The sequence below is a fragment of the Conexibacter sp. SYSU D00693 genome, from assembly GCF_017084525.1.
Lineage (GTDB): Bacteria > Actinomycetota > Thermoleophilia > Solirubrobacterales > Solirubrobacteraceae > Baekduia.
The window spans coordinates 3,407,489-3,433,703 of the sequence record NZ_CP070950.1 but is presented as its reverse complement, the minus strand read 5'-3'; the positions used below and the strand labels follow the sequence as shown (position 1 = coordinate 3,433,703).

General features: G+C 73.9%; 29 protein-coding genes and 1 pseudogene. 15 read left to right on the top strand and 15 right to left on the bottom strand.

From position 1 onward, the window contains the following. Positions 1-53: 53 nt before the first annotated feature. Complete coding sequence (locus tag JUB12_RS17025) at positions 54-1,001, bottom strand: UDP-glucuronic acid decarboxylase family protein (RefSeq protein WP_205696636.1); 948 nt, start codon at positions 999-1,001, stop codon at positions 54-56. Positions 1,002-1,058: 57 nt separating this feature from the next. Here JUB12_RS17025 and JUB12_RS17020 point away from each other — a divergent pair, with 57 nt between their 5' ends. Both JUB12_RS17020 and JUB12_RS17015 read left to right on the top strand, forming a co-directional pair. After that, positions 1,059-1,595 (top strand): ferritin, encoded by a 537-nt coding sequence (locus JUB12_RS17020; protein ID WP_205696635.1) that lies wholly within the window; start codon positions 1,059-1,061, stop codon positions 1,593-1,595. 77 nt (positions 1,596-1,672) lie between these two features. Further along, a complete protein-coding gene (locus tag JUB12_RS17015; RefSeq protein ID WP_205696634.1) occupies positions 1,673-2,554 on the top strand; it encodes a GGDEF domain-containing protein in 882 nt (293 codons plus the stop codon). A 9-nt stretch (positions 2,555-2,563) separates the two neighbouring features. On the opposite strand, the gene JUB12_RS17010 is transcribed toward JUB12_RS17015, so the two are convergent. The 5 genes from JUB12_RS17010 to JUB12_RS16990 all read right to left on the bottom strand — a co-directional run bounded on the left by JUB12_RS17010 (position 2,564) and on the right by JUB12_RS16990 (position 5,698). Next, positions 2,564-2,905, bottom strand: coding sequence for a GNAT family N-acetyltransferase (locus JUB12_RS17010; RefSeq protein ID WP_371822341.1), 342 nt, complete (start codon positions 2,903-2,905; stop codon positions 2,564-2,566). Positions 2,906-2,981: 76 nt separating this feature from the next. Continuing rightward, positions 2,982-3,368: an ATP-binding protein gene (locus tag JUB12_RS17005; RefSeq protein WP_205696632.1), complete on the bottom strand. Its 387-nt coding sequence runs from the start codon at positions 3,366-3,368 to the stop codon at positions 2,982-2,984. Between the two features lie 20 nt (positions 3,369-3,388). Continuing rightward, positions 3,389-4,072, bottom strand: coding sequence for a hypothetical protein (locus JUB12_RS17000; protein WP_205696631.1), 684 nt, complete (start codon positions 4,070-4,072; stop codon positions 3,389-3,391). A gap of 23 nt (positions 4,073-4,095) precedes the next feature. Then, positions 4,096-5,031 carry an SMP-30/gluconolactonase/LRE family protein gene (locus JUB12_RS16995; protein WP_205696630.1) on the bottom strand — a complete coding sequence of 312 codons (936 nt, stop codon included), beginning with the start codon at positions 5,029-5,031 and terminating at the stop codon, positions 4,096-4,098. Positions 5,032-5,062: 31 nt separating this feature from the next. Further along, positions 5,063-5,698: a molybdenum cofactor biosynthesis protein MoaE gene (locus tag JUB12_RS16990; protein ID WP_205696629.1), complete on the bottom strand. Its 636-nt coding sequence runs from the start codon at positions 5,696-5,698 to the stop codon at positions 5,063-5,065. A gap of 25 nt (positions 5,699-5,723) precedes the next feature. On the opposite strand from JUB12_RS16990, the gene JUB12_RS16985 reads away from it, so the two are divergent. Continuing rightward, positions 5,724-7,361, top strand: a complete 1,638-nt coding sequence (locus JUB12_RS16985) for a methylmalonyl-CoA mutase (protein ID WP_205696628.1) — start codon at positions 5,724-5,726, stop codon at positions 7,359-7,361. 45 nt (positions 7,362-7,406) lie between these two features. Here the strand turns inward: JUB12_RS16985 and JUB12_RS16980 are convergent, their stop codons facing one another. Beyond that, the gene (locus JUB12_RS16980; protein ID WP_205696627.1) at positions 7,407-9,008 is read right to left on the bottom strand and encodes a serine hydrolase; all 1,602 of its coding nucleotides are present in this window, start codon (positions 9,006-9,008) and stop codon (positions 7,407-7,409) included. Between the two features lie 49 nt (positions 9,009-9,057). On the opposite strand from JUB12_RS16980, the gene JUB12_RS16975 reads away from it, so the two are divergent. After that, positions 9,058-9,531 (top strand): DUF2269 family protein, encoded by a 474-nt coding sequence (locus JUB12_RS16975; RefSeq protein WP_205696626.1) that lies wholly within the window; start codon positions 9,058-9,060, stop codon positions 9,529-9,531. On the opposite strand, the gene JUB12_RS16970 is transcribed toward JUB12_RS16975, so the two are convergent. Further along, a complete protein-coding gene (locus JUB12_RS16970) occupies positions 9,528-9,746 on the bottom strand; it encodes a hypothetical protein (RefSeq protein ID WP_205696625.1) in 219 nt (72 codons plus the stop codon). The two genes, JUB12_RS16975 and JUB12_RS16970, sit on opposite strands and share 4 nt — an antisense overlap. A 22-nt stretch (positions 9,747-9,768) precedes the next feature. Between JUB12_RS16970 and JUB12_RS16965 the strand changes: the two are divergent. After that, positions 9,769-9,879 (top strand): annotated as a pseudogene (locus JUB12_RS16965) (DNA-binding response regulator); the annotation flags it as partial. Here the strand turns inward: JUB12_RS16965 and JUB12_RS16960 are convergent. Genes JUB12_RS16960 through JUB12_RS16950 form a run of 3 tightly spaced genes read right to left on the bottom strand, consistent with a single transcriptional unit; the run spans position 9,876 to position 12,244 of the window. Next, the gene (locus JUB12_RS16960) at positions 9,876-10,844 is read right to left on the bottom strand and encodes a hypothetical protein (protein WP_205696624.1); all 969 of its coding nucleotides are present in this window, start codon (positions 10,842-10,844) and stop codon (positions 9,876-9,878) included. The pseudogene JUB12_RS16965 and the gene JUB12_RS16960 sit on opposite strands and share 4 nt — an antisense overlap. 3 nt (positions 10,845-10,847) lie before the next feature. Further along, the gene (locus JUB12_RS16955; protein ID WP_205696623.1) at positions 10,848-11,198 is read right to left on the bottom strand and encodes a cupredoxin domain-containing protein; all 351 of its coding nucleotides are present in this window, start codon (positions 11,196-11,198) and stop codon (positions 10,848-10,850) included. 2 nt (positions 11,199-11,200) lie between these two features. Then, positions 11,201-12,244: a hypothetical protein gene (locus JUB12_RS16950; RefSeq protein WP_205696622.1), complete on the bottom strand. Its 1,044-nt coding sequence runs from the start codon at positions 12,242-12,244 to the stop codon at positions 11,201-11,203. A gap of 190 nt (positions 12,245-12,434) precedes the next feature. Here JUB12_RS16950 and JUB12_RS16945 point away from each other — a divergent pair, with 190 nt between their 5' ends. Further along, on the top strand, positions 12,435-12,860 hold the full coding sequence (locus JUB12_RS16945; protein WP_205696621.1) for a hypothetical protein: 426 nt from the start codon (positions 12,435-12,437) through the stop codon (positions 12,858-12,860). Positions 12,861-12,921: 61 nt separating this feature from the next. Then, a complete protein-coding gene (locus tag JUB12_RS16940; protein WP_205696620.1) occupies positions 12,922-14,493 on the top strand; it encodes an acyl-CoA carboxylase subunit beta in 1,572 nt (523 codons plus the stop codon). A gap of 223 nt (positions 14,494-14,716) precedes the next feature. On the opposite strand, the gene JUB12_RS16935 is transcribed toward JUB12_RS16940, so the two are convergent. The 4 genes from JUB12_RS16935 to JUB12_RS16920 are packed head-to-tail and all read right to left on the bottom strand — an operon-like array spanning position 14,717 to position 17,435. After that, positions 14,717-15,484 carry a hypothetical protein gene (locus tag JUB12_RS16935; protein ID WP_205696619.1) on the bottom strand — a complete coding sequence of 256 codons (768 nt, stop codon included), beginning with the start codon at positions 15,482-15,484 and terminating at the stop codon, positions 14,717-14,719. 10 nt (positions 15,485-15,494) lie between these two features. Beyond that, positions 15,495-16,235, bottom strand: coding sequence for a lipoate--protein ligase family protein (locus JUB12_RS16930; protein WP_205696618.1), 741 nt, complete (start codon positions 16,233-16,235; stop codon positions 15,495-15,497). Continuing rightward, positions 16,235-17,182 carry an ornithine cyclodeaminase family protein gene (locus tag JUB12_RS16925; protein WP_205696617.1) on the bottom strand — a complete coding sequence of 316 codons (948 nt, stop codon included), beginning with the start codon at positions 17,180-17,182 and terminating at the stop codon, positions 16,235-16,237. The genes JUB12_RS16930 and JUB12_RS16925 overlap by 1 nt, the downstream gene beginning before the upstream one ends. Positions 17,183-17,207: 25 nt before the next feature. Continuing rightward, positions 17,208-17,435, bottom strand: a complete 228-nt coding sequence (locus JUB12_RS16920; RefSeq protein WP_205696616.1) for a hypothetical protein — start codon at positions 17,433-17,435, stop codon at positions 17,208-17,210. A gap of 193 nt (positions 17,436-17,628) precedes the next feature. Here JUB12_RS16920 and JUB12_RS16915 point away from each other — a divergent pair, with 193 nt between their 5' ends. The 8 genes from JUB12_RS16915 to JUB12_RS16880 are packed head-to-tail and all read left to right on the top strand — an operon-like array spanning position 17,629 to position 26,210. Next, a complete protein-coding gene (locus tag JUB12_RS16915; protein ID WP_205696615.1) occupies positions 17,629-17,988 on the top strand; it encodes a YciI family protein in 360 nt (119 codons plus the stop codon). Then, on the top strand, positions 17,985-19,220 hold the full coding sequence (locus tag JUB12_RS16910; RefSeq protein WP_205696614.1) for an RNA polymerase sigma factor: 1,236 nt from the start codon (positions 17,985-17,987) through the stop codon (positions 19,218-19,220). The genes JUB12_RS16915 and JUB12_RS16910 overlap by 4 nt, the downstream gene beginning before the upstream one ends. Positions 19,221-19,266: 46 nt before the next feature. Continuing rightward, positions 19,267-21,078: a nitrite/sulfite reductase gene (locus JUB12_RS16905; protein WP_205696613.1), complete on the top strand. Its 1,812-nt coding sequence runs from the start codon at positions 19,267-19,269 to the stop codon at positions 21,076-21,078. Then, positions 21,066-21,680: a phosphoadenylyl-sulfate reductase gene (locus JUB12_RS16900; protein ID WP_205696612.1), complete on the top strand. Its 615-nt coding sequence runs from the start codon at positions 21,066-21,068 to the stop codon at positions 21,678-21,680. The genes JUB12_RS16905 and JUB12_RS16900 overlap by 13 nt, the downstream gene beginning before the upstream one ends. Before the next feature lie 13 nt (positions 21,681-21,693). After that, positions 21,694-22,572, top strand: a complete 879-nt coding sequence (locus tag JUB12_RS16895) for a sulfite exporter TauE/SafE family protein (RefSeq protein WP_205696611.1) — start codon at positions 21,694-21,696, stop codon at positions 22,570-22,572. After that, on the top strand, positions 22,569-23,474 hold the full coding sequence (cysD, locus tag JUB12_RS16890; RefSeq protein WP_205696610.1) for a sulfate adenylyltransferase subunit CysD: 906 nt from the start codon (positions 22,569-22,571) through the stop codon (positions 23,472-23,474). Before JUB12_RS16895 ends, cysD begins: the two co-directional genes overlap by 4 nt. A gap of 2 nt (positions 23,475-23,476) precedes the next feature. After that, positions 23,477-24,715, top strand: a complete 1,239-nt coding sequence (locus JUB12_RS16885; RefSeq protein ID WP_205696609.1) for a sulfate adenylyltransferase subunit 1 — start codon at positions 23,477-23,479, stop codon at positions 24,713-24,715. A gap of 52 nt (positions 24,716-24,767) precedes the next feature. Further along, positions 24,768-26,210, top strand: coding sequence for a DHA2 family efflux MFS transporter permease subunit (locus JUB12_RS16880; RefSeq protein ID WP_205696608.1), 1,443 nt, complete (start codon positions 24,768-24,770; stop codon positions 26,208-26,210). The last annotated feature ends 5 nt before the right edge of the window (positions 26,211-26,215 follow it).

Here is a 26,215-nt window from a genome sequence, read left to right as displayed (position 1 = left end):
CATCCACACCCCGGCCTGCCCTCTGAGCGGCAGGCGACACATGCCGGCGTCCGTCAGCGACCGGCCCCCACGAGCACGTCGGCGCCGGCCGCCTCGATCGTGCGCTCGAGGCCCTCGCGCAGGGCGATGGCCGGCTCCCAGCCCAGCAGCTCCTTCGCGCGGGTGATGTCCGGACGGCGGACCTGCGGGTCGTCGGTGGGCAGCGCCTCGAAGACGATCTCCGACGACGAGCCCGTGACCTCGATGACGGTCTGGGCGAGCTCGAGGAGCGTGAACTCGTCCGGGTTGCCGATGTTGACGGGGTCGTGCTCGCCGGACTCGGCCAGGGCGATCATGCCCCGGATGAGGTCGTCGACGTAGCAGAAGGACCGGGTCTGGGCGCCCTCGCCGAAGACGGTGATCGGCTTGCTGGAGAGCGCCTGGCGCAGGAAGGTCGGGATCGCGCGGCCGTCGTGCGGGCGCATGCGCGGGCCGTAGGTGTTGAAGATCCGCATGATCGCCGTGTCCACGCCCTGGGCCCGGTGGTAGGCCATCGTCAGGGCCTCGGCGTAGCGCTTGGCCTCGTCGTAGACGCCGCGCGGGCCGATCGGGTTGACGTGGCCCCAGTAGGACTCGGGCTGCGGGTGGACCTGCGGGTCGCCGTAGACCTCGCTGGTCGAGGCGATGAGGAAGCGCGCGCGGTGCTTCTTGGCCAGGCCCAGCGTGTGGTGCGTGCCGTAGGAGCCGACCTTCAGCGTGTGCAGCGGGATGCGCAGGTAGTCGATCGGCGAGGCCGGCGAGGCCAGGTGGTAGACGAAGTCCACGGGCTCGTCGACGAAGTAGGGCTCCACGATGTCGAGCTGCAACCAGGTGAACTCCGGGTTGCGGATGTGCTCGATGTTCGCGAGCGACCCCGTCTCGAGGTTGTCGACGCAGATGACGCGATGGCCTCGGCGCAGCAGCTCGTCGCACAGGTGCGACCCGAGGAACCCCGCCCCGCCAGTGACCAGGCACGTGGACATCCGTCCCAGCGTACCGACGAGCCGGACGGCGCCGCCTCGACCGATAGCGTGCCGGGCATGCCCGCCGCCGCCTTCGTCGAGAAGCTCAACGAGCAGATCGCCTACGAGTTCGCCGCCTCGCAGCAGTACATCGCCGTGGCGGTGCACTACGACGGCGAGACGCTGCCGCGCATGGCCGCGTTCTTCTACGCGCAGGCGCTCGAGGAGCGCAACCACGCGATGATGATGGTGCAGTACCTCCTCGACGCCGACGCCGAGGTCAGCGTCCCGGGCGTGGCCGCGCCCCAGACGCGCTTCGGGTCGATCGTCGAGCCGGTGCAGCTCGCGCTCGACCAGGAGAAGCGCGTCAGCGACCAGATCGCGGCGCTCGCGGCCAGCGCGCGCGAGCACGGCGACTACCAGTCCGAGCAGTTCATGCAGTGGTTCCTCAAGGAGCAGGTCGAGGAGGTCTCGACCATGTCGGACCTGCTGCGCATCGTCCGCTACGCCGAGAACGACCCGCTGCGCGTCGAGGAGTTCCTCGCGCGCGAGGACTTCGGCGGCGGCGAGGAGGACGAGGCCGGCGCGCCCACGGCGGCCGGCGGCGCGCTGTAGCGCCGGCATGTCGGACTGACTGACTGTCACCGGACAGCCCGGTCCGACGATCGGGCGGGGCGGGTACGCCGACGGACGTGGACGTCGTGGCGCTGACCGGGCGCGACCGGCGCGGTCTGCTGGACCGCGCGAGCGCTGCCCATCGCCTGATGGCGACGACCGAGCACGACGAGGCGCTGCGCCTCGCGCGGGAGACCGGGCCGGACGTCCTGGTCCTGGACGCCGGCGCCGCCGGGGCGCGGGAGGTGGCCGTCCTCGTGCGCGAGGACCCCGACCTGCTCTCGACCGGCTCGGTCGCCCTCCTGGACGACCCGGCCGACGTCGCCGCGTGGACCGACGCGGTCGACGACGTGCTGCTGAGCGCCCACGCCGCGGCGGAGCTCGGGCCGCGCCTGCGCAGCGCCGCCCGCCTGGCCGCGCTGCGCGGCGAGCTGCACGCGCGGACCGTCGCCCTCGAGCAGCTCGCCTACACCGACGCGCTGACCGCCCTGCCCAACCGGCGCTACCTCGAGGGCCGCCTGGCCGCGCTGCTCAGCGCGGCGCGCCGCCACGACCACGCGCTCACGGTCCTGCTCTGCGACCTCGACCGGTTCAAGCAGGTCAACGACACGCTCGGCCACGCGGTGGGCGACCGGCTGCTCGTCGCCGCCGCGGAGGGGATGCGCCGCCGGCTGCGCTCCGAGGACGTCGTCGGGCGCTGGGCCGGCGACGAGTTCCTCGCCGTGCTGCCGGAGACCGGCGCCGCCGCCGCGCGGGCCAGCGCCGAGCGCCTGCGCATCGCGGTCACGCGCGAGCTGCGGGCCGTCGCGCCGGAGATCGGCGTGGGGCTCAGCGTCGGCATCGCCTCCTGGGACGGCCAGGAGCCTCCCGAGGACCTGGTCCGCCGCGCGGACCTCGCGCTCTACGACGCCAAGCGCGCCGGGCGCGACCAGGTCGTCGTCGGCGCGACGCTGCCGTAGGGCGACGGCTCAGACGTCCTTCTGGAAGTGGAACGAGCTCACCCGCATGCCGTGGCCGAAGTAGCGGCGGTGGGCGGCCTGGCGCTCGGGCTGGACGCCGGAGTCGAGGTGCAGCTCACGGCAGCCCTCGGCGCGCGCGGCGTCGTCGAGGGCCGCGAGCAGGGCGGTCGCATGGCCGGCGCCGCGATGCGCCTCGCGGGTGACGAGGTCGTCGACGTAGAGGGCGACGCCCCACGCCAGGTTGCGCACCACGCGGAAGCCGGCGGCCGCGGCCGCCACGTCGTCGCCGTCGGCGAAGGAGGCCAGGAGCCGGTAGCCGTCCGCGCGCTGGGCCGCCGCCGCCCGCGCCAGCGTGCCGGCGTCCCCGAAGGCGGGGCGCAGCTCGAGCAGCGCGGCGGCGGCGAGGTGCTCCTCGCCGGGCGCGAGCTCACGGACGGTCGGCAGGGTCCACCTCGAACCAGACGTGCGTGCTGCCCTCGCGCACGCCCCAGCGCGACGCGAGGAGGTCGACGATGTGCAGGCCGTAGCCGCCCGTCGACCCGGGGGCGGGCGGGTCGCCGAGGTCGGCGAGGGCCAGGTCCGGATCGGGCGTGCCCTCGTCGCAGACCTCGCCGCGCACGACGCCGTCCTCGTCGTGCGCGAGCTTGAGCGTCAGCGGCTCACCCGGGCCGTACTTCACCGCGTTGGAGACCAGCTCGGAGACGATGAGCTCGACGTGCTCCGTGCGCGCGTCCTCGTCGCCGAGCAGCGCGCGGACCGCCGCGCGGCCGTAGCCCGGCGCGTCGGTCCCGTGGGGGATGCGGTGCTCCGGCACGGAGGGTGCATCGTGACGGGTCAGCGCCGCCCGCGCACCTGGAGGCCGTCGTCGCCGGGGACGAGCACCCGCTCGGCGACGAGCTGGGCCAGGAGCGCCGCGGCCACGGGCGCCGGGACCCCGAGGTCCTGCGCGAGGTGCTGCGCCCTGACGGCGCCGGCGGAGCCGCGGGCGAGCGCCGCCTCCTCGGCGCGCGCGAACGCTCGCGCGTGCACGTGCAGGCCGGTGTCGCCGAGGGCGACCGCGCGGCCGGCGCGCACGAGGAACCCCACGGCGGGGGCGTCGGCGGGGGCCGGGACCAGGCCCGCGGGCCCGGCGGCGCGCAGGGCGGCGTCGGCCGCGGCGAGCGCCTCGTCGCCAGGCTCGTCGGGCGGGGGCGCGGGGGCGCCGCGGAGCCCGTCGAGCACCCGGCGCAGGCGGATCAGCACCTCGTTGCCGGTGCCGTGACGGGGCGCCGCGGGGTCGAGGACCAGCCCGGCGGCCAGGGGCGCGCCGTCGACGTCCTGGAGGAGGAGCCGGTCGCCGCGGTGGGCCGCGACCGGGGCGGCGGGACGCAGCTGGTGGAACGGACCGCCGAACCACGAGGTCCGGGCGGCCACGCGCGCGTCGCCGAGCACGACGACGACGTCGCTGCCATGGGCGACGCGCCCGTCGAGCGCGACGTCAAGCGCAGGGTGGCGGCCGGGCGCCGTGGGATCTGCCACGGCGCCCGCCGCCACCACCGGCGCTAGGAGGAGCCCGTCCGCTTCTTGGGCGGGAACAGCTTGCGCTTGGTCGCCGCCGGGAGGTCCGTGCGGACGACGTCGAAGCGCGCCGTCGCCGGCGCGGTGATGCCGAACCGCGCGTTCACGGCCCACAGGAAGCCACCGGCCGGAGCGATCGTCGTCGGGACGTCGAAGGCGCCCTCGCGGATCGTGCGCACCAGCGAGGCCGACCTGCCGTCCTTGGAGAGCTGCAGCTCGACGACCTGGTTCAGCCGGTTCTGCACGACCCAGATCGTGCGGCCGCGGTTGAACATGCCGTCGCCGTTGAGCAGCGTCTGGCCGCCGAGGTCGATCTCGTCGGTCGCGCCGGTCCGCGGGTCGATGTCGAACAGCTTGCCCGTGTTGGACTGCACCGCGACGAGGCGGCTGCCGACGGCGACGATGCCGTTGAGGTTGTTGCCCTCCTGCATCACCAGGTCGCCGCTGAGCGCGACGCGGATCGGCGGCTCGCCGGCCCGGCCGAGCGCGTAGACCGCGGCCTGGCGGGAGTCGGTGAACCACGCCGCCTGCGGGGTCACCGCGACGTCGTTGATGAACGTGGTGCCCGGGGTGGCGACGCGGTGCTGGACCACGTCGGCGCCCGTCGCCGAGTCCTGCACGCGCAGCATGCCGGTGGCACCTCCGGCGACGAAGATGCGCCCGCCGTAGACCTCGATGCCGATGGCGCTGCGGCCCGACTGGCCCTGGGCGAGCACCGAGCCGGTGCCGGTCCGGGCGTCCCCGCGCCAGATGGCGCCGGTGGAGATGGAGCCGACGTAGAGCGACTGGCTCGCGCCGGCGGCGATGCCCTCGGGCTGGAAGCCGTCGGGCAGGCGGATCGTGGCGGGGTGAGCCGCGGACGCGGGCGCCGCCGCCACGAGGGCGGCGACCGCGATGGTCGCGGCGATCAATTGCCTCATGCAACGACCTTCTCCCACGGCGGCGCGCACTTCAACCCGTCGGAGGGACGGACTCCTCCTTCCACGTGCCCTCCTCGCGCTTGAAGATCGGGGCCTCGGCCTTGATGCGGTCGATGACCTCGCGGGCGCCGAGGAACGCCTCGGGGCGGTGCGGGGCGCTCACGGCGACGACGACGGAGGCCTCGCCCAGGGCCACGCGGCCGACGCGGTGCTCGGCCGCGGCGGCGCAGAGCCCGTGGCGCGCCACGGCCTCCTCGACGATCCGGGCGATGCGTTCCTGGGCCATCTCGGCGTAGGCCTCGTAGTCGAGGTGGTCGACGTCGCGGGTCGTGCCGCTGAAGGTCACGACGGCACCCGCGCGCGGATCGCGCACGCGCGCGAGGAGGTCGTCGGTGGAGATCGGGCGGTCGACCACCGCCGCGTGGGTCGGGGTCGCCTCGCCACCGCTGACCGGGGGGACGACGGCGAGCTCGTCACCGGCGCGCAGGACCGTGTCGCGCGTCGCGTACTCGCGGTTGACGGCGAGGACGAGCGAGGAGCCGCGGGCGAGGTCCTGCACCGCGTCCAGCGCGTCGGCGGCGGTGGCGCCGTCCGGCAGGTCGAGCTCGAGCGCGTCGCGTCCCGCGCGCTCGCGCAGCGCTGCGAACAGCCGCACGGTCACCCTCACGTCGCGGAGCGTAGCCTTCCGCCCCATGGCCACGACCGAGCACCCTCCGGCCGACGCGGGCGACGAGCGGCTGACCGTCGCCCCGATCGTCGGGCCCGACGACCCCCGCCGCTTCACCGACTCGGGGATCGAGGTCAAGCCGCTCTACACGCCGGACGACGTCCCGGCCGACCTGGAGCTCGGCGAGCCCGGCGACTTCCCGTTCATCCGCGGCGTGCACCGCGAGATGTACCGCAAGCAGCTGTGGACGATGCGCCAGTACGCGGGCTACGCGAGCGCGAAGGAGTCCAACGAGCGCTACCGCTACCTGCTGTCCAAGGGCTCGACCGGCCTGTCGATGGCCTTCGACTTGCCCACCCAGCTCGGCCTGGACTCCGACAACCCGCGCTGCCTCGGCGAGGTCGGCCGCACCGGCGTCGCGATCGACACGATCGACGACATGCGCACGGCGTTCGACCAGATCCCGCTGGACCAGGTCTCGACGTCGATGACCATCAACGCCCCGGCCGCCGTCCTGCTGCTGCTCTACGAGCTCGTCGGCGAGGAGCAGGGCGTGCCCAGCGAGCAGCTGCGCGGCACCACGCAGAACGACGTGCTCAAGGAGTACATCGCCCGCGGGAACTACATCTACCCGCCGGAGCCCACCATGCGGCTCACGACGGACCTCTTCGCCTACTGCGCGGAGAACATCCCGAAGTGGAACACGGTCTCGATCTCCGGCTACCACTTCCGCGAGAAGGGGTGCTCGGCGGTCCAGGAGGTCGCGTTCACGCTGTGCTCGGGCATCGCCTACGTCCAGGCCGCGCTGGACGCCGGCCTCGAGGTCGACAAGTTCGCCCCGCGCCTGGCCTTCTTCTTCAACGGCCACAACAACGTCTTCCAGGAGGTCGCGAAGTTCCGCGCCGCCCGGCGGATGTGGGCGCACATCATGCGCGACCGCTTCGGGGCCACGAACCCGAAGGCCCAGATGCTGCGCTTCCACACGCAGACCGGCGGCGTGACGCTGACCGCGCAGCAGCCCCAGAACAACATCATGCGCGTCGCCCTCCAGGGCTTCGCCGCGGTCTGCGGCGGCACCCAGTCGCTGCACACCAACGGCTTCGACGAGGCCCTCGCCCTCCCGACGGAGGCCTCGGCCAAGATCGCGATCCGCACCCAGCAGGTCATCGCCTACGAGTCCGGCGCCACCGACACCGTCGACCCCTTCGCCGGCTCCTACTTCGTCGAGGCGCTCACCGAGGAGATCGAGTCCCGCGCGAACGAGCTCATCGCCAAGGTCGACGACCTCGGCGGCTCGGTCAACGCGATCGAGTTCATCACCAACGAGATCGACGAGTCGGCCTGGGGCTACCAGGAGCGCTACCGCCTCGAGCAGGACATCGTCGTCGGCGTCAACAAGTTCGTCGAGGACGACATCGAGGTCCCGGACCTCCTGCGCGTCGACCCGAAGTCCGAGCACGACCAGGTCGAGCGGCTCAAGGCGTTCAAGGCCGACCGCGACCAGGAGCTCGTCGACAAGCGCCTCGAGGAGCTGCGCGAGGCGGCCCGGACCGACGCGAACCTCCTCTACCCGATGAAGGACGCGCTGCGCGACCGCTGCTCGATGGGCGAGGTGTGCGGGGCGCTGCAGGACGTGTTCGGGAAGTACACGCCGACCTTCTAGGCCGCCGGGAGTCTGTGACGCTCGGGGTGCTGGAGACCCGGGACGTCACGCTCCTCGCTGGTGGTCCGGGCGCCGCGGCTTCGGCGGCGCCTTGACCACCAGCGCCACCTCGCTGCGCACCCCGTCCGCCGCGTCGCGGTTCACCGCGCTCGCGCCCAGCGTCCGCGAGCGCGCCGCCCGCAGCGATCGCAGCGCCGCCGACCCGAGCCGCAGGCGCAGGACCTGCGTCTCGCCCGGCGCGAGGTCGTAGGACGCGCGGGCCGGCGCGCCGTCCAGCGCCACCGCGCCGACGCACCGGCGCGCGCCGCCCGGCCAGCGCTCGGGGCACGTGGCGCGCAGCGCGACGCGCCCAGCCCGGGACGCGGACGGCGAGGCGAGCCGCAGGCGCAGCGCCCGCGCGCGCTGGGGCCCCGCGGCCGGCAGGGCGCCCGAGAGGAACGGGGCGGTGACCTGGTCGAGCTCGAGGACCGCCTTCTGGAAGCCGACGTCCTCGCCCGGGCGCTCCTCGATCCTGGACGCCTGCGCCGCGTCGCCGGGCGACTCGACGGGCGTCCCGTCGCGCAGGGAGCCGAGGACGCGCTCGTAGAGGCCGAGCTCCCACCCGCCGCCGCCCGTGAAGTCGACGAACGTGTCGATGCCGTTGCGCACGACGACGATCCCCTGGGACGGGAAGACCGTGACGAGCTGGCCGAGCAGGCCGGAGAAGCGGAACATGTCGCTCGGCAGGCCGGGGAAGTCGCGCGTCGGGCTCTTCGGACGGTCGGTGATGCGGGGGCCGATGCACGGCTTGCCGCCGTTGACCCAGTGCATCCAGCCGTAGCAGCCGTTCGTGGCGCTGGGCGCGGTGGACTCGCGCACGTAGCGGGTCGACAGCAGTCGCCTGCCGCGCCACACGCCGCCGCGGCGCAGCAGCTCGCCGAGGCGCCCGTAGTCGTCCGGGCGCATGTTCATGCCGAAGAAGCCCTGCTCCTGGCCCTTGCTGTCGCGGGTCCAGCGCCAGTCGGTCGCCTTGATCCCGAGCGGGCCGAAGAGCTCGCGCTGCGCGAAGGCCTGGAGGTCCTCCCCCACGGCGCGCTCCACCGCGTTGGCCAGCAGCGCCGGCCCCGACTGCGAGTACTCGTAGTACGTCCCCGGCTCGTGGACGATCGGCGTGCGCAGCGCGTCGCCGAGGCGATCGGGCATCGCGATGTCGTAGTCGCGCAGGCCGTTCCAGCGCAGGCCCGAGGTCATGGTCAGCAGGTCCCGCAAGGTCACGGCGCCGTGGGCGCGGTCGGCCTCGGGCAGCAGCGCGCCGACCGGGTCGTCGGGCGACACGAGCCCGAGCGTCATGGCGCGGCCGAAGACCAGCGACGTGATCGACTTGGCCATCGACCAGCTCTCGTACTGCGCGCGGCTCGTCGCCGACGCGTTGCGGTCGGCGGCCACGAGGCAGCCGTTGCGGTAGATCCGCGTGGCGAACGCGAGGCTGCCGCCGGCGTGGTCGATCGCGCCCTGCAGCCCGGCCGCATCCATGCCGGCCTCGGCCGGCGTCGCGCGCTCCCACGTCGCGCCCGGCTCGCCGCACGCCTTCGCGGCGGCCTGCGCGCCCGGCGCACCCACCGCCACCACCACGAGCGCCGCCACCGCGGCACCGACCCATCGACCCATCGCCGTCGCTCCCTCTCCCGTCGGGCGGCGAATGTAGCGTTGGCCCACGATGCCCGTCGCGATCATGTTCTACGACGTCGTGAAGTGGATCCACGTGACGGCGATCGTCATCGCCTTCGGGGTCGTCTTCGTCTACCCCGTCGTCATCCCGTGGGTCCAGCGCCAGCACGCGAGCGCGATGCCGGCCATCTACGGGATGCAGGCCCAGATCGGGTCGAAGGTCATCGCGCCCGCGGCGACCGTCGCCCTCGTCGCCGGGGTCTACATGGCCAGCGACCGCGACCTCTGGGACCAGAGCTGGGTGACGATCCCCTTCCTGCTGCTCGTCGTGATCATGGGCCTGGCCGGCGCCGTGCTCACGCCGACCGAGCGCAAGCTCGCCGCGACCTCCCAGCGGGACCTGGAGGCCGGCGGCGAGCCGAGCGCCGAGCTGCGCGCGCTCGAGCAGCGCCAGCGGACGGTCGGCGGGATCGCCTCGCTCCTCGTGCTCGTCGCGCTGTTCTTCATGGTCGTGAAGCCCTAGGCCTCCTGGGCGGTGCGGCTGGCGACGACGAGCCAGCACGCGCCCGCGACGATCCCGCCGCCGACCATCGACAGCGGCAGGGCGGCGAGCCACGTCAGCGGCAGGCCGATCGCCAGGGCGGCGGGAACCCGGCCGGCGCGGCGCAGGGAGACGGCGAGGGCGACCGAGCCGAAGAGCAGAGCGCGTCGGCCAGCGGCGCGGCGACGACGAACCACGACGGGTCCTCGCCGTTTGACGGTCGTGAAGACGCACGTCGGCCGCGTCCTGCAGAAGCTCGGCCTGCGCGACCGCGTCCAGGCGGTCGTCGCCGCCTACGAGGGCGGCCTGGTCGAGCCCGGCGGCGGCTAGGGGGTGACGGTGACCGTGCCCCGCATCGACCCAGGGTGCACGACGCACAGGAAGCGGAACGTCCCGGGCTCGTCGAAGCGCATCCGGACCGACCGGGCCCGGCCGGGGACGCCGAGCAGGCCGGTGCCCAGCAGCTCGCGCTGCGCGGCGGCCGTGTGGACCAGCGGGTCGCCCGGCGCCGACGGCAGGGCGAGCGTCGGGTCGTAGCGGGCGCCGGTGAGCAGCCCGTTCGCGCGGTCCTCGAGGCCGCTCAGCGTGGGCCCGAACGTGAACGTGTGCCTGGAGGAGGCGCCGGCCGGGACCTCGAGCACCAGCGTCTGGCCGGCGCGCAGCGTCGTCCGGGAGGGCACGAAGCGCTCGAGCGCGGCGGGGCCGTCCTGGGGCCCCGCGAGCACCCGGCCGGCGACCGGCTTGCGGCGTGTCAGCGCCCGCTGGCGGCGCAGCGCGCCGGCGAGTGCCCGGCGCCGCGCGGCGCGCAGCTCGGCGGCGCCGGGCACGCGCGTGCGGCGACCGACGACGCGGACGGTCAGGCGCACGCCGGGGTGCAGGGCGTCGCGGACGATGAAGGTCCCCGTGCGCGGGAAGCGCACCGCCCACGGCTCGGGCTCCTCGTCGCCCGGCAGGCCGGCGCTCAGGGCGCGACCGGCCACCACGGGGGCGCCCGACGCGGTGCGCGTCGCGACCACCGGGTCGACCACGGGCGCTCCCGACGCGTCGAGCACCAGGGGCGGAGGGACGGCGCCCGCGCCCGGCACGAACGCCACGCCGTCGCCGTAGGGCGTGATGCGGACGCTGTCACCGGCGCGCACCCGGACCGTCGAGGGCAGGAACGCGTGGGTCCAGGCGTCCGACGGCGCGCCCTCGGCGACCCCGCCGAGGTCGACGTCGCGCACGGCGCCGTCGGCGGCCGGCGCACCGGCCACCGCGAGCGCCGCCGCGAGGGCGGTGAGGGCGGGCGCCCTCACCGGCTAGCGCCGCTTCTTGACGACGAGCGACATGGTCATGTCACCGTGCTGCGTGCACACCAGCTTGTAGGTGCCCGGCTTCTTCAGCGTGCGCTGGTAGGTGCCGTTGGCCTGCAGCGGGCTCTTGAACCTCTCGGGACCGCTCTTCACGGAGACGTCGTGGAGCTCGAACCCGTTGGTGTCCCAGGTCCAGCGGACCTTCTCGCCCGCCTTGAGCGTGACCTTGCCCGGGCCGTACCAGCCCGAGCCCACGGTGACGTCCTTCGGCTTGGCGGCGGCGAACGCGCCGCTGGCCGCGCCCGCCGCCACCAGGGCGGCGAGGGCGGTGGCGCAGATGGTCTGCCGGCGGGCCATGGCTACTCGGTCACCGTGACCCTGCCCTGCATGTCCGGGTGGATCGCGCAGAGGAACGAGAACGTGCCCGGCTTGGTGAACACGACCTTCTTGGCCTGCGGGATGCCCTGCTCCTTGCCGCCACCCAGGATGCCGGTGTTCAGGAAGCCGTCGCCGTGGTTGGTGCCGTCGTAGCTCAGGACGTCACCGGCGTCGGACGCGAAGGCGAACTGGGGCGCCAGGACCGGGCCGAAGAACGTGTCGCCCGCGAGCTTCGCGGTGGCGGCGAGGTCCTTCGTGAACGTGAACGTGTGGTACTCGGCGGTGTCCTTGGACATCGTCAGCGTCACCGGCTGGCCGACCTTCGCCGCGGCCGCGGCGGGCGTGAAGCGGAAGAGGTCGACCGCGCCCTTGTCGGGACCGGCGACGATCGTGTTGGCCGGGGCCTTCTGCCTGGCCAGCGCGTTGGCGGCGGCGACCGCGGTCTTGACCTGCGAGGCGGCGCGGGCCCTGTCGGCCTTCGCCGACGGGACGCGCTTGGACTTCGCGACGACCTTGACCGTGCCGGTCACGCCCGGGTGGACGGCGTCGTAGTACGTGTACGTGCCCGGCTTGGTGAAGCGGGCGACCCACGGCTTGGGCGGCCCGTCGCTCATGGCGAGGCCCGAGCCCTTGGCCGACGCCCCGGTGTAGGCGCCGCCGCTCTTGGTCGGGGCGAGGACGGCCGGGTTGGGCGCCCAGGACGGCTGGCCGTTGAAGGAGAACGGCTGGCCGGCGGCGTCGTTGACGCCGGAGACCGGCTTGCTCGGGTCCGTGACGAGGAAGGCGGGCGCGTTCGCGCCCTTCTTGGGCAGGTGCACGACGCCGAAGCCGTTGACGTTCCAGCGGACGCTGTCGCCCGTGCGGATCGTCACGGTCTTCGGGAAGAAGCCGCTGATGAGCGCGTCCTTCGGGGCGCCCTTCGCGTTGCCGGCGCCGATGGAGACGTCCTTGGTGGCGGCCTGCGCGCCGGCGGGGAGCGCCAGGAGCGCGAGGCCCGCCGCGACGGCGGTGTGACGGAGATGCATGGATGACCTCTTGCGGTGGTGTCGGGCCCGCCGCCCCCACGGCAGCGCGCCCCGCCGGGCAAGCTAGATCCCGGTGATGGGGCCCGACGTGCGGCTGGCCCCACCTCGGCGGGGGTGCTCCTGCGAGGCCTGTTGCACCCTGATGCGGCTGGGGAGGAGTGGCGCGCACGGGCGGCGAAGACCAGGGGCGATGCCGCAGCGGACGCTCGTCAAGTCCCCGCCCGAGCTCTGGGCCGAGATCAGCGACGAGGCTGCGCTCGGACGGCACCTGGAGCCGCTCGGGGAGATCCGCATCACCCGGACGGAGCCCGAGACCACCGTCGCCTGGGAGGGCGACCGCGTGCGCGGCACGGTGGCCCTCGAGCCCTCCGGGTGGGGGACGAAGGTGAGCATCGACGCCGAGGTCGAGGCCGAGCCGGCCGTCGAGGCGCCCGACCCCCGGCCCGCCCCGCGCCGGTCGTTCTTCCAGCGGCTGCTGCGCCGCCCCCTCCCCGAGCCCGAGCCGGCGCCGCTGCCCGAGCGCGCGGGCCCGTCGGTCGAGGACGTCGAGCCGGTGCTGGTCGAGGTCCTCGACGCCCTGGGTGCCGCCAACCGGCGCCCGTTCAGCCGCGGCTGACGCACGCGCGCGCCCGCGAGCGGGCCGTGATCGCGGGGCTCTGTCTAGAGTCCCCGCCCTCATGACCCAGCGCCTGCAGCACCCGGAGACGTACGAGGAGAAGCTGGCCCAGCTCCAGGAGCTGCGCGAGGCCGCCATGCACTCCTCCCCCGAGGCGGAGGAGAAGCAGCACGCCCGCGGCAAGCTGACCGCGCGCGAGCGCATCGAGAAGCTGCTCGACCCGGGGTCGTTCCAGGAGCTCGACACGTTCGTGCGCCACCGCACGATCGACTTCGACATGCAGAAGAACCGGCCGTGGGGCGACGCCGTCGTCACCGGCCACGGGACGATCGACGGCCGCCGCGTCTGCGTCTTCTCGCAGGACTTCACGGTGTTCGGCGGCTCCCTCGGCGAGGTCATGGCCGAGAAGATGTGCAAGATCATGGACCTGGCCGCCAAGATCGGCTGCCCGGTCATCGGGATCAACGACTCGGGCGGCGCGCGCATCCAGGAGGGCGTGGTCTCGCTGGGCGCCTACGGCGACGTCTTCGTGCGCAACGTCAAGTGCTCGGGCGTCATCCCGCAGATCTCGCTGATCATGGGCCCGTGCGCGGGCGGCGCGGTCTACTCGCCGGCGATCACCGACTTCATCTTCATGGTGAAGGAGTCCTCGCACATGTTCATCACCGGCCCCGACGTCATCAAGACCGTCACGGGCGAGGAGGTGGACTTCGAGTCGCTCGGCGGCGCGATGACCCACAACTCGAAGTCCGGCGTCGCCCACCTGGCCGCCGACGACGAGGAGCAGCTGCTCGAGGACACGCGCTACGTCCTGTCCTTCCTGCCGCAGAACAACCTCGAGACGCCGCCGCGCGTCGCCCCGTCCGACGACCCGAACCGGATGGACGAGGAGCTCGACACCGTCGTCCCGGACAACCCGAACAAGCCCTACGACATGCGCAACGTCATCCGCCATGTCGTGGACGACGGCGAGTTCTTCGAGATCCACGAGCACTACGCGAAGAACATCGTCTGCGGCTTCTCGCGCCTGGACGGGTTCGCGGTCGGCGTCGTGGGCAACCAGCCGGCGCAGCTCGCGGGCGTCCTGGACATCGACGCCTCGGCCAAGGCCGCGCGCTTCGTGCGCACGTGCGACGCGTTCAACATCCCGATCATCACCTTCACCGACGTGCCGGGCTTCCTGCCGGGCACGGCGCAGGAGTGGGGCGGGATCATCCGCCACGGCGCCAAGCTGCTCTACGCCTACACCGAGGCGACGGTCCCGAAGATCACGGTCGTCACCCGCAAGGCCTACGGCGGCGCCTACGACGTCATGGCCTCCAAGCACCTGCTCGCGGACTTCAACTTCGCGTGGCCGAGCGCGGAGGTCGCGGTCATGGGCCCCGAGGGCGCGGTGAACATCATCTACCGCCGCGACCTCGCCGCCTCCCCCACGCCCGACGAGCGCCGCAAGAAGCTCATGGACGACTACAAGGCGCGCTTCGCCAACCCGTACTCGGCGGCCGAGCGGGGCTACATCGACGACGTGATCGTCCCCCACGAGACGCGTCCTAAGCTCATCACCGCGCTGCACACGCTGCAGACCAAGCGCGAGCCGGGGCCGAAGCGCAAGCACGGGAACATCCCCCTGTAACCCCACCATCCGGAGGAGAGGTCCCTGCGCGAACACCTCCGACTGGGGGATGTTCAACGCCCGCGGGCCAGGGGAAGATGACCCTCGACCGGTGCTTCGCCCCCCTCGAGGCCCGGATCAGGTAGGCCCCCATAGACGGCCGCCCCCCTCGGCCCGGGCCTCCACAGAATCGAGCACCACCCCGGTCGCCTTCCCCCTGCCCTGGCGGCCGGGGTTGCTCGTTCTAGCCCCTCATCCTGCCCAGCAGGTTCCCGGCCGCCCGGCGCGCGGGCTTCGCGGCCAGCGCCGCGGCGTGACGCGCGGCGTCGCGCGCCTCCTTCACCCGCAGCTCCGTCGACGACGGCTCGAACTTCGCGCGGACGCGGTCACGCAGCTCCTCGCGGAAGGCCGCGTGCTCCTGCGGGCCGAGCAGGACGCGCTCGCGCGCGTGCAGCTCGCCCTCCCAGAAGCAGCCGAGGAGGTGGTCCTCCAGCGCCATCTGCTCGCGCCAGCGCGGCAGGACGCGCAGGGTCCAGTCGTCGTGGATCGAGTGGAGCTTGTGGGTGAAGACGAGGCCCTCGGCCTCGAGGTCGCAGAACCACCGGTGGTGGTCGTGGCCCAGCCACGGCCCGTCGCCCTCGACGTTGAAGATGAGCTCGGCCTCGATCGTCGGGACCTCGACGTAGCCGGCCTTCGAGACGCGCGAGAGCTCGGAGCAGACCCAGATGGGGTCGCGGACGTCCTCGAGCGTCGTCACGCAGATCGAGAAGTCGAACTGGTCGTCGGCGAAGGGCCAGGGCTTGCGGTCGCAGATGTCGCGCACGACCCAGGTCTTCGCGCTGAAGCGCTCGTCGCGCGGGCCGTAGGAGCCCATCGCCCCGCGCGTCTCGTACGGCATGAGGTCCAGGACCCAGTCGGCACGGTTGAACGGCGCGGCCCACGCGCCCACGTCGAGGACCTGGGCGTCGTCGGGGAGCTCGCTGAGGATGCGCTCGGTCGCGGCGGGCAGCACGCGCCAGAGCCTAGACGCGGTGCTGGGTGAGCAGCTCCCGGGCCTGTGCGAGGGCGGCGTCGCCCGGCTCACCCTCGACGGTCTGGGTGCGGCGCTGGAGCGCCGCGAGGGCCGCCTCGACCACCAGCTCGGCCGTCAGCCCGGGCGCGAGGTCCGCGGCCCCACCCGCCGTCGCGGGGTCCCAGTCGAGCTCGAGCGCGGCGTAGACGTCCACGAGCGCGGCACGCAGGCGGTCCCCGCCACCCACGACCACGACGGCGCTGCTCAGCGACGCGCCGCGGATGGTCCGCTGCGCGATCCCGGCGAGCTTCGGGGCGCCGCGCGCGTCGTGGACGCTCCACGCGCCCGGGCAGTACTCGCCCGGCAGCTCGCCGGCGACCGGGTCGAGCCCGGCGTCGCGCAGCGCCTGGACGACGACGGCGGTGGCGCCGGCGAAGCGCTCCTGCACCCCGCCCGCGACCGTCCGCGCGGGTTCGACCAGCTCGACCAGGACCGCGTCCTCGTCGTAGCCCGCGGCGCGGCCGCCGCCGAGGCGGACGACCGGGAGGTAGCCGTGGGCGCGGGCGGCCTCGGCGGCCGCGGCGAACCCGGGACGCTGGGCGTCGAGCCGGCCGAAGGCCATCGTCGGCCCCGGCCGGAACACGCGCGCGAGCGGGCCGCGGTCGCCCGCGGCGACCTGGCGCAGCAGCGCGTGGGTGAGGGCGAGGTCCAGGAGCGGGTCGCCCGGGTGGCGGTCCCGCAGCAGCTCCATCAGAGGCGGACGGTCTGCGCCTCGACGCGCCCGGCCCGCCATGCCTCGACCGCCGCGGCGGCGATCGCCAGGTCCTGGATGGCGAGCCCCGTCGAGTCGAAGAGCGTGACGGCGTCGGGCCCCCGCCGCCCCGGCGCCTCGCCGGTCAGGACCGCGCCGAGGTCGGTGACCTGCTCGCGCGTGACCATCCCGGCCTCGACGGCGCCGGTCAGCTCGCCGCCGTGGGACGCCTGGGCCCACTCGTCGCAGAACAGCGCGCACGACGCGACGGCGCCCACCGTCGCCTCCGCCTTGCCCGGCCCGTCCGCGCCGAGCATGTTGAGGTGCATGCCCGCCCGCAGGTCCTTGGCGTCGACGACGACCTGCGCGCCCGGCGTCACGCACGTGACGACGTCGCAGCGCAGCGCCTCGGCCAGCGTCCCGGCGCGCCAGCCGAGCGTCGCGGCGAGCTCCTCGGCCGCCTCGGGCCGCGGGTCGAAGCAGACGCCGTCCGCGTAGCCCGCCGCCGCGAGGCACCGCCCCGCCCAGCCGCCGTTGAGCCCGCAGCCGATGACCGACGCCGTCGTCGCGTCCTCCCGCGCCAGCGCCTTGCCGGCCACCGCCGCCACCGCCCCGGTCCGCAGCGCCGTCACGGCGCCCGCGTCGAGCAGCGCGATCGGCTCCGAGGTCTCGGCGTCCGACACGCACAGCAGGCCGATGACCGTCGGCAGCCCCCGCCGCGGGTTGGACGGGAACGACGAGATCCACTTCAGGATCGCCAGCCCGTCGCCGCGCGCCGGCATCGCCCGGAAGTCCCCGAACCCGGGCGACTCGAGGTAGACCTTCGGCGGCATCACCCAGTCGCCCTGACGGTGGCGCAGGAACGCCTCGCGGGTGCGCGAGATCGCCTCGGCGGCGGACACCGCCCCGAGGATCGCCTGGCGGTCGAGGACGGCGAGGTCGGGCATCGGCCCGGACGCTACCGCCGGGCGGCTACGCGCCCCAGGGGTGCGGGTCGCCCCACGGCGACGGCGCGTCCGGCTCGCGGCCGGTCCCCTCGAGCAGCGCGGCGCGCAGCCAGGGGTTCTGGCGCTCCTGCACCGGCACGGCGACCGGCGTGTGCTCGCGCAGGAAGCGCTCGACCGCGGCGACCACGGCGGCGGCCTCCTCCGGGGAGGCGGCCGGGGTGACGAGCTCCAGCTGCGGGCGGCGGTTGGGCACCGCGCGGGACCCTACCCGACGAGCGTCTGACACCGGTCGCCGCGGCCAGGTGTCAGATGCTGGTCGGCCGGCCGGTGGTGAGCGGCGACGCGCCAACCGGCGCACGGCGCGTGCAGTCGGCGGGAGGCTGCGCGTCGGGCGGGTGGACGGCGTGCACGAGGCGCGCCGCCGACGAACCCAAGGAGCAAGCGAGATGCCCCAGTACCTCCTCTGCATCGCCGGTGACCCGGCCGACGCCCCGCAGCCCGGCAGCGAGTTCGAGGCGCGCCAGCGCGAGAAGTGGGCCGAGGTGACCCAGCAGCTGCAGGAGTCCGGCGCGTTCGTCGCCGGCGCCCGGCTGCAGGGCACGGAGACCGCGACGACCGTCCGCGAGCGCGCCGGCGAGGTGCTCGTCACCGACGGGCCGTTCGTCGAGACCAAGGAGGTCCTCGCCGGCTACTACCTCATCGACGTCGAGGACCTCGACGCCGCGATCGCCTGGGCCAGGCGGATGCCGAACGTGACCTACGGGTCGATCGAGGTCCGCCCGCTGTTCCCGGCGCCGACGGGGTGACCGCGGGCGCGCAAGCGGCGCTGGACCGCGCCTTCCGCGAGGAGTGGGCGAGCGTCGTCGCGGCGCTCGCCCGCCGCCTGCGCGACCTCGACCTCGCCGAGGACGCGGCGAGCGACGCCTTCGCGGAGGCCGCCCGCACGTGGCCGCGCGACGGCGTCCCGGCGAGCCCCGGTGCCTGGCTCACCACCGTCGCGCGGCGCCGGGCCCTGGACCGGCTGCGCCGGGACCGCCGGCACGCCGAGCGCGTCGCCGCCCTCGCCGACCTGCGCGAGCCACCACCTCCGGGCGCCGGCCACGACGACCGCCTCGAGCTCCTCTTCGCCTGCTGCCACCCGTCGCTGGCGCCGGAGGCGCGCATCGCCCTCACCCTGCGCGCGGTCGCCGGCCTCACCACCGCCGAGATCGCCCGCGCCTTCCTCGTCGACGAGCACGCCATGGCCCAGCGCCTGCTGCGCGCCAAGGCGAAGGTCGCCAGGGCCGGCATCCCCTTCCGCGTCCCGCCGCCGGAGGAGCTGCCCGATCGCCTCGGGCAGGTGCTCCACGTCGTCTACCTCGTCTTCAACGAGGGGTGGGCCGCGAGCCGCGGCGACGCGCTCGTGCGCCGCGAGCTCTGCACCGAGGCCGTCCAGCTCGCGCGCCTCGTCCACGGCCTCCTCCCGCAGGACGCCGAGGCGACGGGGCTCCTCGCCCTCCTGCTCCTCCTCGACGCGCGGCGCGCCACCCGCACCGGCGAGGGCGGCGCGTTCGTGGCGCCGGACGCGCAGGACGCCACGGCCTGGGACCGCCCGCGCATCGACGAGGGGCTGGCGCTCACCGCCGCCGCGTTCGCGAGCGCCCCGAGGGACCACGGCCCGGGCCCGTACGCCCTCCAGGCCGCGATCGCCGCCGAGCACGCCCAGCCGCCGCCGGACTGGACGCGCATCGCGACGCTCTACGCCGCCCTGGCGCGCCGCCAGCCGAGTCCGGTCGTCGAGCTCAACCAGGCCGTCGCGCTCACCTTCGCCGACCGCCTCGACGAGGGCCGCACGCTCCTCGACCGCCTCAAGGAGGACGGGCGCCTGGACCGCTACCAGCCGCTGCACGCCGCCGACGCCGAGCTGCACCGCCGCAGCGGGGACCACGAGCGCGCCCGCGCCGCCTACGACCGCGCCATCGCCCTCAGCGCGAACGCCGTCGAGCGGGCCGAGCTCGTGCGACGTCGCGAGGCCCTTTCCGCACCAGATCGGTGCTGAAAATCCCCTAATCCCTGGGGGATTTCGGTGCTACCTTGTGCCGACCATGGAGCCGACCAGCGTCCGCGGCCGCAAGGGCAGCATCGAGAACCCCGAGGTCATCGAGAACGTCCCCGGGCACGTCATCCCGATCGTCGCCGGGGAGTTCGACGACTTCGACAACGAGGCCGAGAAGTTCCTCGCCGGCGGCACGCCGGAGAACGAGTTCATCGGCTTCCGCCTCAAGCAGGGCGTCTACGGCCAGCGCCAGGCCGACGTCCAGATGATCCGGGTGAAGCTGCCGATGGGCGGGATCACGCCCGAGCAGATGGAGGCGTTCGCGGACGTCGTCGAGAAGTACGCGCCCCTCAACAAGGGCCACATCACGACGCGCCAGAACATCCAGCTGCACCACATCCCGCTCCGCGACGCCGCCAAGGCCATCCGCGAGCTCTCCGACGCCGGGCTGTCGAGCCGCGAGGGCTGCGGCAACACCGTGCGCAACGTGACGCAGGACCCGCTGGCCGGCATCTGCCACGACGAGGTCTTCGACCCCACCCCGTACGCGGGCGCGTACGTGCGTTACTTCGTGCGCCACCCCACGACGCAGCTCATGCCGCGCAAGATCAAGACGTCGTTCGACGGCACCGCCGAGGACCGCGCGATCTCCGGCATCCACGACATCGCCTTCCACGCGCGCATCAAGGACGGCAAGAAGGGCTTCGAGGTCCGGGTCGGCGGCGGCACCTCGATCATGCCGCGCATCGCCCCGACGCTCTACGAGTTCGTCGAGGCCGACAACGGCGAGTACATGGAGGTCGCCGAGGCGGTCTTCCGGATCTTCGACAAGCAGGACTGGCTGCGCGTGAACCGCGCCCGCGCCCGCATCAAGGTCTTCGTCGACAAGTTCGGCATCGAGGAGCTCCTGCGCCTCGTCGAGGAGGAGCGACAGGGCGACTGGGTCAAGGAGCGCCACTTCGACGTCGCCGGACTGCGCTTCGACGTCGACGAGGAGGCCCTGGCCCCCGCGCCGCTGGCCTCGTACGCGACGCCCAACGGCGACGCCCGCGAGTTCGACGCCTTCGTGGCCTCCAACGTCCATCGCCAGCGCCAGGAGGGCTTCAGCGCCGTCGAGGTGAAGATCACCCGCGGCGACCTGACCCCGGAGCAGTTCCGCGCCCTCGCGAAGCTCATGCGCGAGTACTCCGGCGGCTTCGCGCGCACCACGGTCGGCCAGAACCTCATCCTGCGCTGGGTGCGCGACGAGGCGGTCTACGCGCTGTGGCGCGAGCTCAAGGCCCTCGGCCTCGGCGCCGCCGGCGCGCAGGAGATCACCGACACGGTCTCGTGCCCCGGGACCGACTCCTGCAAGCTCGGCATCACCGCGTCGATGGGCCTCAACGGCGCGATGCAGCAGCGGCTGCTCGAGATGGACATCACGGACCCGCTGACCAAGCGGATCCACATCAAGAACTCGGGCTGCCCCAACGGCTGCGGCCAGCACCACATCGCCGACATCGGGTTCTACGGCGCGTCGATCAAGGTCGGCGAGCACACGCTGCCCGCCTACATCCCGCACGTCGGCGGCCAGTACGAGGAGGGCCTCGTCGCCTACGGCCAGCGCCTCAAGACGCGCCTGCCCGCCAAGCGCGTGCCCGACGCCGTCGAGCGCTGGATCCGCATGTACGAGGCCGAGCGCGAGGAGGGCGAGCTGTTCCGCGCCTACGCCGCCCGCGTCGGCACCAAGCGCTTCGAGGACGAGGTCCGCGACCTGGCCATGCCGGTCGAGTTCGGCCTGGAGTCCATGAACATGTTCATCGACTGGAACCGCAAGGTGCCCTTCGAGGTCATCCGCGGTGAGGGCGAGTGCGCGGTCTGAGCACCCACGAGGCCACGCTGCGCGACACCCTCGCGCAGGCCGCCGAGCACGAGCGGCTCGTCTTCCTCTGCTCCTTCCAGAAGGAGGAGTCGGTGATCCTCGACGAGCTGCTCGGCGTCGCGCCGCACGCGAAGGTCGTCACGATCGACACCGGGGTCCTGTTCCCGGAGACGCTCGAGACGTGGCGGCGCTTCGAGGAGCGCTTCGGCGTCCGCGTCGAGGTCGAGGACGCGGCGAACCCCGTCGCCCCGTGGACCGGCCCGGAGCACTGCTGCACCCCCAAGAAGGTCGAGGCCCTCGAGCGCGCCGTCGCCGGCGCCGACGCCTGGATCACGGGCATCCGCCGCGAGCAGAACGAGCTGCGCGCCGACGCCCAGCCCGTCGAGTGGGACGAGAAGCGCGCGATGTGGAAGTTCAACCCGCTCGTCGACTGGACGGAGAAGGACCTGTGGCGGCGGATCGCCGAGCGCGAGCTGCCCTACCACCCGCTCCACGACCAGGGCTACGCGTCGATCGGCTGCGCCACCTGCACCCAGCCCGGCTCGGGCCGCGAGGGCCGCTGGGCGGGCACCGACAAGACCGAGTGCGGGCTGCACGTCTAGGACCACCTCCCTCGTGGACCCGCTCGTCATCGTCTTCGGCCTGGGCGTCGGGGTCCTGGTCGGCCTGACCGGGATCGGCGGCGGCTCGCTCATGACGCCGCTGCTCATCCTGTTCGCGGGCGTCCCGCCGACGGTGGCGATCGGCACCGACCTCGCCTACGGCGCGGTCACCAAGACGCTGGGCGGCTGGCGGCACCTGCGCAAGGGGACCGTCGACCTCGGCGTCTCCAAGTGGCTGGCGTTCGGCAGCGTGCCGGGCTCGCTCGTCGGCGTCTGGGTCCTCGAGACCTTCGGCGACGACCTGCAGGACCAGCTGCTGGGCGCCGTCGCCGGCGCGCTGCTGGTCGTCTCGCTGTCCATCCTCTTCCGCGCGCTGTTCCTGCGTGCCGCGGTCGACCGCGAGCGCCACACCGTCGAGCTGACCACGAAGGTGAAGGCCGGCGCCGTGTCGATGGGCGCCGTGCTCGGCGTCATCCTCGGGGTGACCTCCGTGGGCTCCGGCGCGCTCATCGGCCTGGCGCTCATCCTCGTCTTCCGCCTCACGCCCCACCGCGTCGTGGGCACCGACGTCTTCCACGCCGCGATCCTGCTGTGGAGCGCCGGGCTGGCCCACTGGGTCGGCGGCAACGTCGACTTCGGCCTGATGGGCACGATCCTCATCGGCTCGCTGCCGGGCGTGCTGATCGGCACCGCGCTCATCGACAAGGTCCCCGCCCAGGTCCTGCGCCCCGCGCTGGGCTGCGTGCTGCTCGGCAGCGCGCTGGGCGTCCTGTCCAAGGCCGGCGTCGACGTCCCCGGCGCCGCCATCGTGGGCATCCCCGCCGCCGTCGGCGTCGGGGCCTGGCTCATCCACCGCTCCCGCTCCCCCCTGCCGGAGGCCGTCCCCGCATGACCCCGCTCAACCACCTGCGCCTGCTCGAGGCGGAGGCCATCCACATCATGCGCGAGGTCGCGGCCGAGCGCTCGAAGCCCGTGCTGCTCTTCAGCGGCGGCAAGGACTCGATCGTCCTCGTGCACCTCGCGCTCAAGGCCTTCCGGCCCGGGCGCTTCCCGTTCCCGCTCATGCACGTGGACACGGGCCACAACTTCGACGAGGTCATCGAGTTCCGCGACCGGATGGTCGAGTCGCTCGGCGAGCGCCTGGTCGTCGCCTCCGTGCAGGAGTCGATCGACAAGGGCCGCGTGGTCGAGGAGACCGGCCCGCGCGCGTCGCGCAACCGGCTGCAGACCGTGACGCTGCTCGACGCGATCGAGGAGCACGAGTTCGACGCCGCCTTCGGCGGCGCGCGCCGCGACGAGGAGCGCGCGCGGGCGAAGGAGCGCATCCTCTCCTTCCGCGACGACTTCGGCGGCTGGGACCCCAAGAACCAGCGGCCCGAGCTCTGGAACCTCTACAACGCGCGCATCCGCCGCGGCGAGCACCTGCGCGCGTTCCCGCTGAGCAACTGGACCGAGCTCGACGTCTGGCAGTACATCCTCGAGGAGGGCATCGAGGTGCCGTCGATCTACCTGGCCCACGAGCGCGAGGTGTTCGAGCGCGACGGGATGCTCTACGCGACCAGCGACTTCGTGGAGCGCGACGAGCGCGACGGCGACCCGTTCCGCACGAGCGTGCGCTACCGCACCGTCGGGGACCTGTCGTGCACCGGGGCGGTCGCCTCGACCGCGGGGACGCTCGAGGCGGTCGTCGACGAGATCCGCGCCACGCGCGTCACCGAGCGCGGCGAGACGCGCGCCGACGACCGCACCTCCGAGGCGGCCATGGAAGAGCGCAAGGTCGCGGGGTACTTCTAGAGATGAGCGAGACCGTGACCGAGACCCAGCTCGTCCGGCTGGCCACCGCCGGCAGCGTCGACGACGGCAAGTCGACGCTCATCGGCCGGCTGATGTGGGACGCCAAGGCGATCCTCAGCGACCAGGAGGACGACCTGCGCGGCCGTGACGGCGAGCTCGACCTCTCGCGCCTGACCGACGGCCTGCGCGCCGAGCGCGAGCAGGGCATCACCATCGACGTCGCCTACCGCTACTTCGCGACGCCGCGGCGGCGGTTCATCCTGGCCGACACGCCGGGCCACGTGCAGTACACGCGCAACATGGTCACGGGCGCCTCGACGGCCGACCTGGCCATCGTGCTGGTCGACGCGCGCCACGGCGTGGTCGAGCAGACCCGCCGCCACGCGTTCCTCGCGTCGCTGCTCGGCATCCCGCACCTCGTCGTCGCGGTGAACAAGATGGACCTCGTCGACTTCGCCGAGGAGCGCTTCGACGAGATCGTCCGGGACTTCTGCGCGTTCCGCGACCGCCTGGCGGCGCGCGACGTGGCCTTCGTGCCGATCAGCGCGCTCAGGGGCGACAACGTCGTCGACCGGTCCGAGGCGATGCCGTGGTACGGCGGGCTGGCGCTGCTCGAGCACCTCGAGACGGTGGACGTGGCGCGCGACCGCAACACCACGGACCTGCGCTTCCCGGTCCAGTACGTCATCCGCGAGGGCCAGAGCGACTTCCGCGGCCTGGCGGGCTCACTCGCGTCCGGGACCCTGCGTCCCGGCGACGCGGTGCGGGTGCTGCCGTCGGGCGTGGAGGCGACGGTCGCCGAGGTGCGCACGTACGACGGCCCGCTCGAGGCGGCCGAGCCGCCGATGGCGGTGACGGTGGTGCTCGACCGCGACGTCGACGCCTCGCGGGGCGACGTGCTGGTGCACGCCGACGCCGGCGTCGAGCCGGTGCGCGAGCTCGAGGCCGACGTCTGCTGGTTCTCCGACCGGCCGCTGACCCCGCGCGCCCGCCTGCTGCTCAAGCACCACACGCGCACCGAGCCGGTCCTGGTCGACCAGCTCGTCGACCGCGTCGACGTCGGGACGCTCGACCGCGCGCCGGCCCCGGCGCAGCTCGAGCTCAACGACATCGGCCGGGTGCGGCTGCGCACCCGGACGCCGCTCGTCGTCGACCCCTACGAGGCCAACCGCGCCGGCGGCGCGTTCATCCTCGTGGACGAGGCGACGAACGAGACGGTCGCGGGCGGGATGGTGCGCTAGCGCGCGACCGCGCGCTTGACCTCAACCGCGGTTGAGGTCGCACACTGGGGACGTGTCCACCGCCGTCCCCGCCTCCACCTCCCCGCGGGCGCTGCTCGCGCTGCTGCTCCTCGGCCAGTTCCTCGTCGTCCTCGACGTCTCGGTCGTCAACGTCGCGCTGCCCGACATGCAGTCCGGCCTGGGCCTTAGCGCCACCGGGCTGCAGTGGGTGATCAACGGCTACACGATCGCCTACGCCGGCTTCCTGCTCCTCGGCGGCCGGCTGGGCGACGTGCTGGGCCAGCGCCGGGCGTTCCTCGCGGGGCTCGGGCTGTTCGTCGTGGGCTCGCTCGTCGGCGGCCTGGCCGAGAGCTCGGGCGTGCTGCTCGTGGGGCGCGTCGTGCAGGGCCTGGGCGCGGCCGTGCTGTCGCCGGCGACGCTGACCATCCTGCTCGGCGCCTTCCCGGAGGGGCCCGAGCGCGCGAAGGCGATGGGCTGGTGGATGGCCATCGGCGCGGCCGGCGGCGCGACGGGCGGCCTGGTCGGCGGCGCGCTGACCGAGTGGCTGTCGTGGCGCTGGGTCCTGCTGGTCAACGTGCCGGTGGGCGCGGCGGTCCTCGTGCTCGCGGCGCGGATGCTGCGCGACGGGGTGGTCGTGCGCCGGCCGCGGCTCGACGTCCCGGGCGCCGTGGCCGCCACGACCGGCCTGGCGGCCCTCGTCCTGGGCATCACGCAGATCGAGGCGCACGGGTGGACGGCGACGGAGGTCGTCGTGCCGGTCGCGGCCGCGGTCGTCCTGCTCGGGGCGTTCGTGCAGCTGCAGCGCATCACGGCCGAGCCGCTCATGCCGCTGCCGGTGCTGCGGCTGCCAGGGCTGGCGGTGGCGAACCTCGTGACGCTCGTGTCGGGCGCCGGGCTGTTCGCCGTCTGGTTCTTCCTCACGCTCTACATGCAGGAGGTGCTCGGCCTCGGCCCGCTCGAGGCCGGCGTCGGGTTCCTGCCCCACACGCTGGCGATCATCGCCGGCACGCAGATCACCACCCGCTGGCTGGGCGCGCGCGACCCGCGCGTCGTCGTCTCGCTCGCCCTCGCGATGGCCGCGGTCGGCTTCCTCCTGCTCGCGCGGGCCGAGGCCGATGGCTCCTACGTCACCGACGTGGCCCTGCCGGGCGCGCTCGTGATGCTCGGCGCGGGGATCTCGTTCCCGCCGATCATCGGCGCGGCGACGGCGGGGGTCGGGCCCGAGGTCCACGGCCTGGCGTCGGGGATCCTCAACACCGCGCGGATGGTGGGCGGCGGCCTGGGCCTGGCGATCCTCGCCACGGTGGCGACGTCGACGACGCGCGACGCCGCCGACGGGGCCCCGCCCGACCCCGCGGCGCTGGTGGCCGGGTTCGACGACGCGTACCTCGTCGCGGCGGCGACGATCGCGGTCGCGGCGCTGCTCTCGTGGCTGCTGCCGCCCCCCGACCGGCCGGCGGGCCGGGTCCCGCAGCCCGCGCCGGCCGAGGCGTAGGTCCA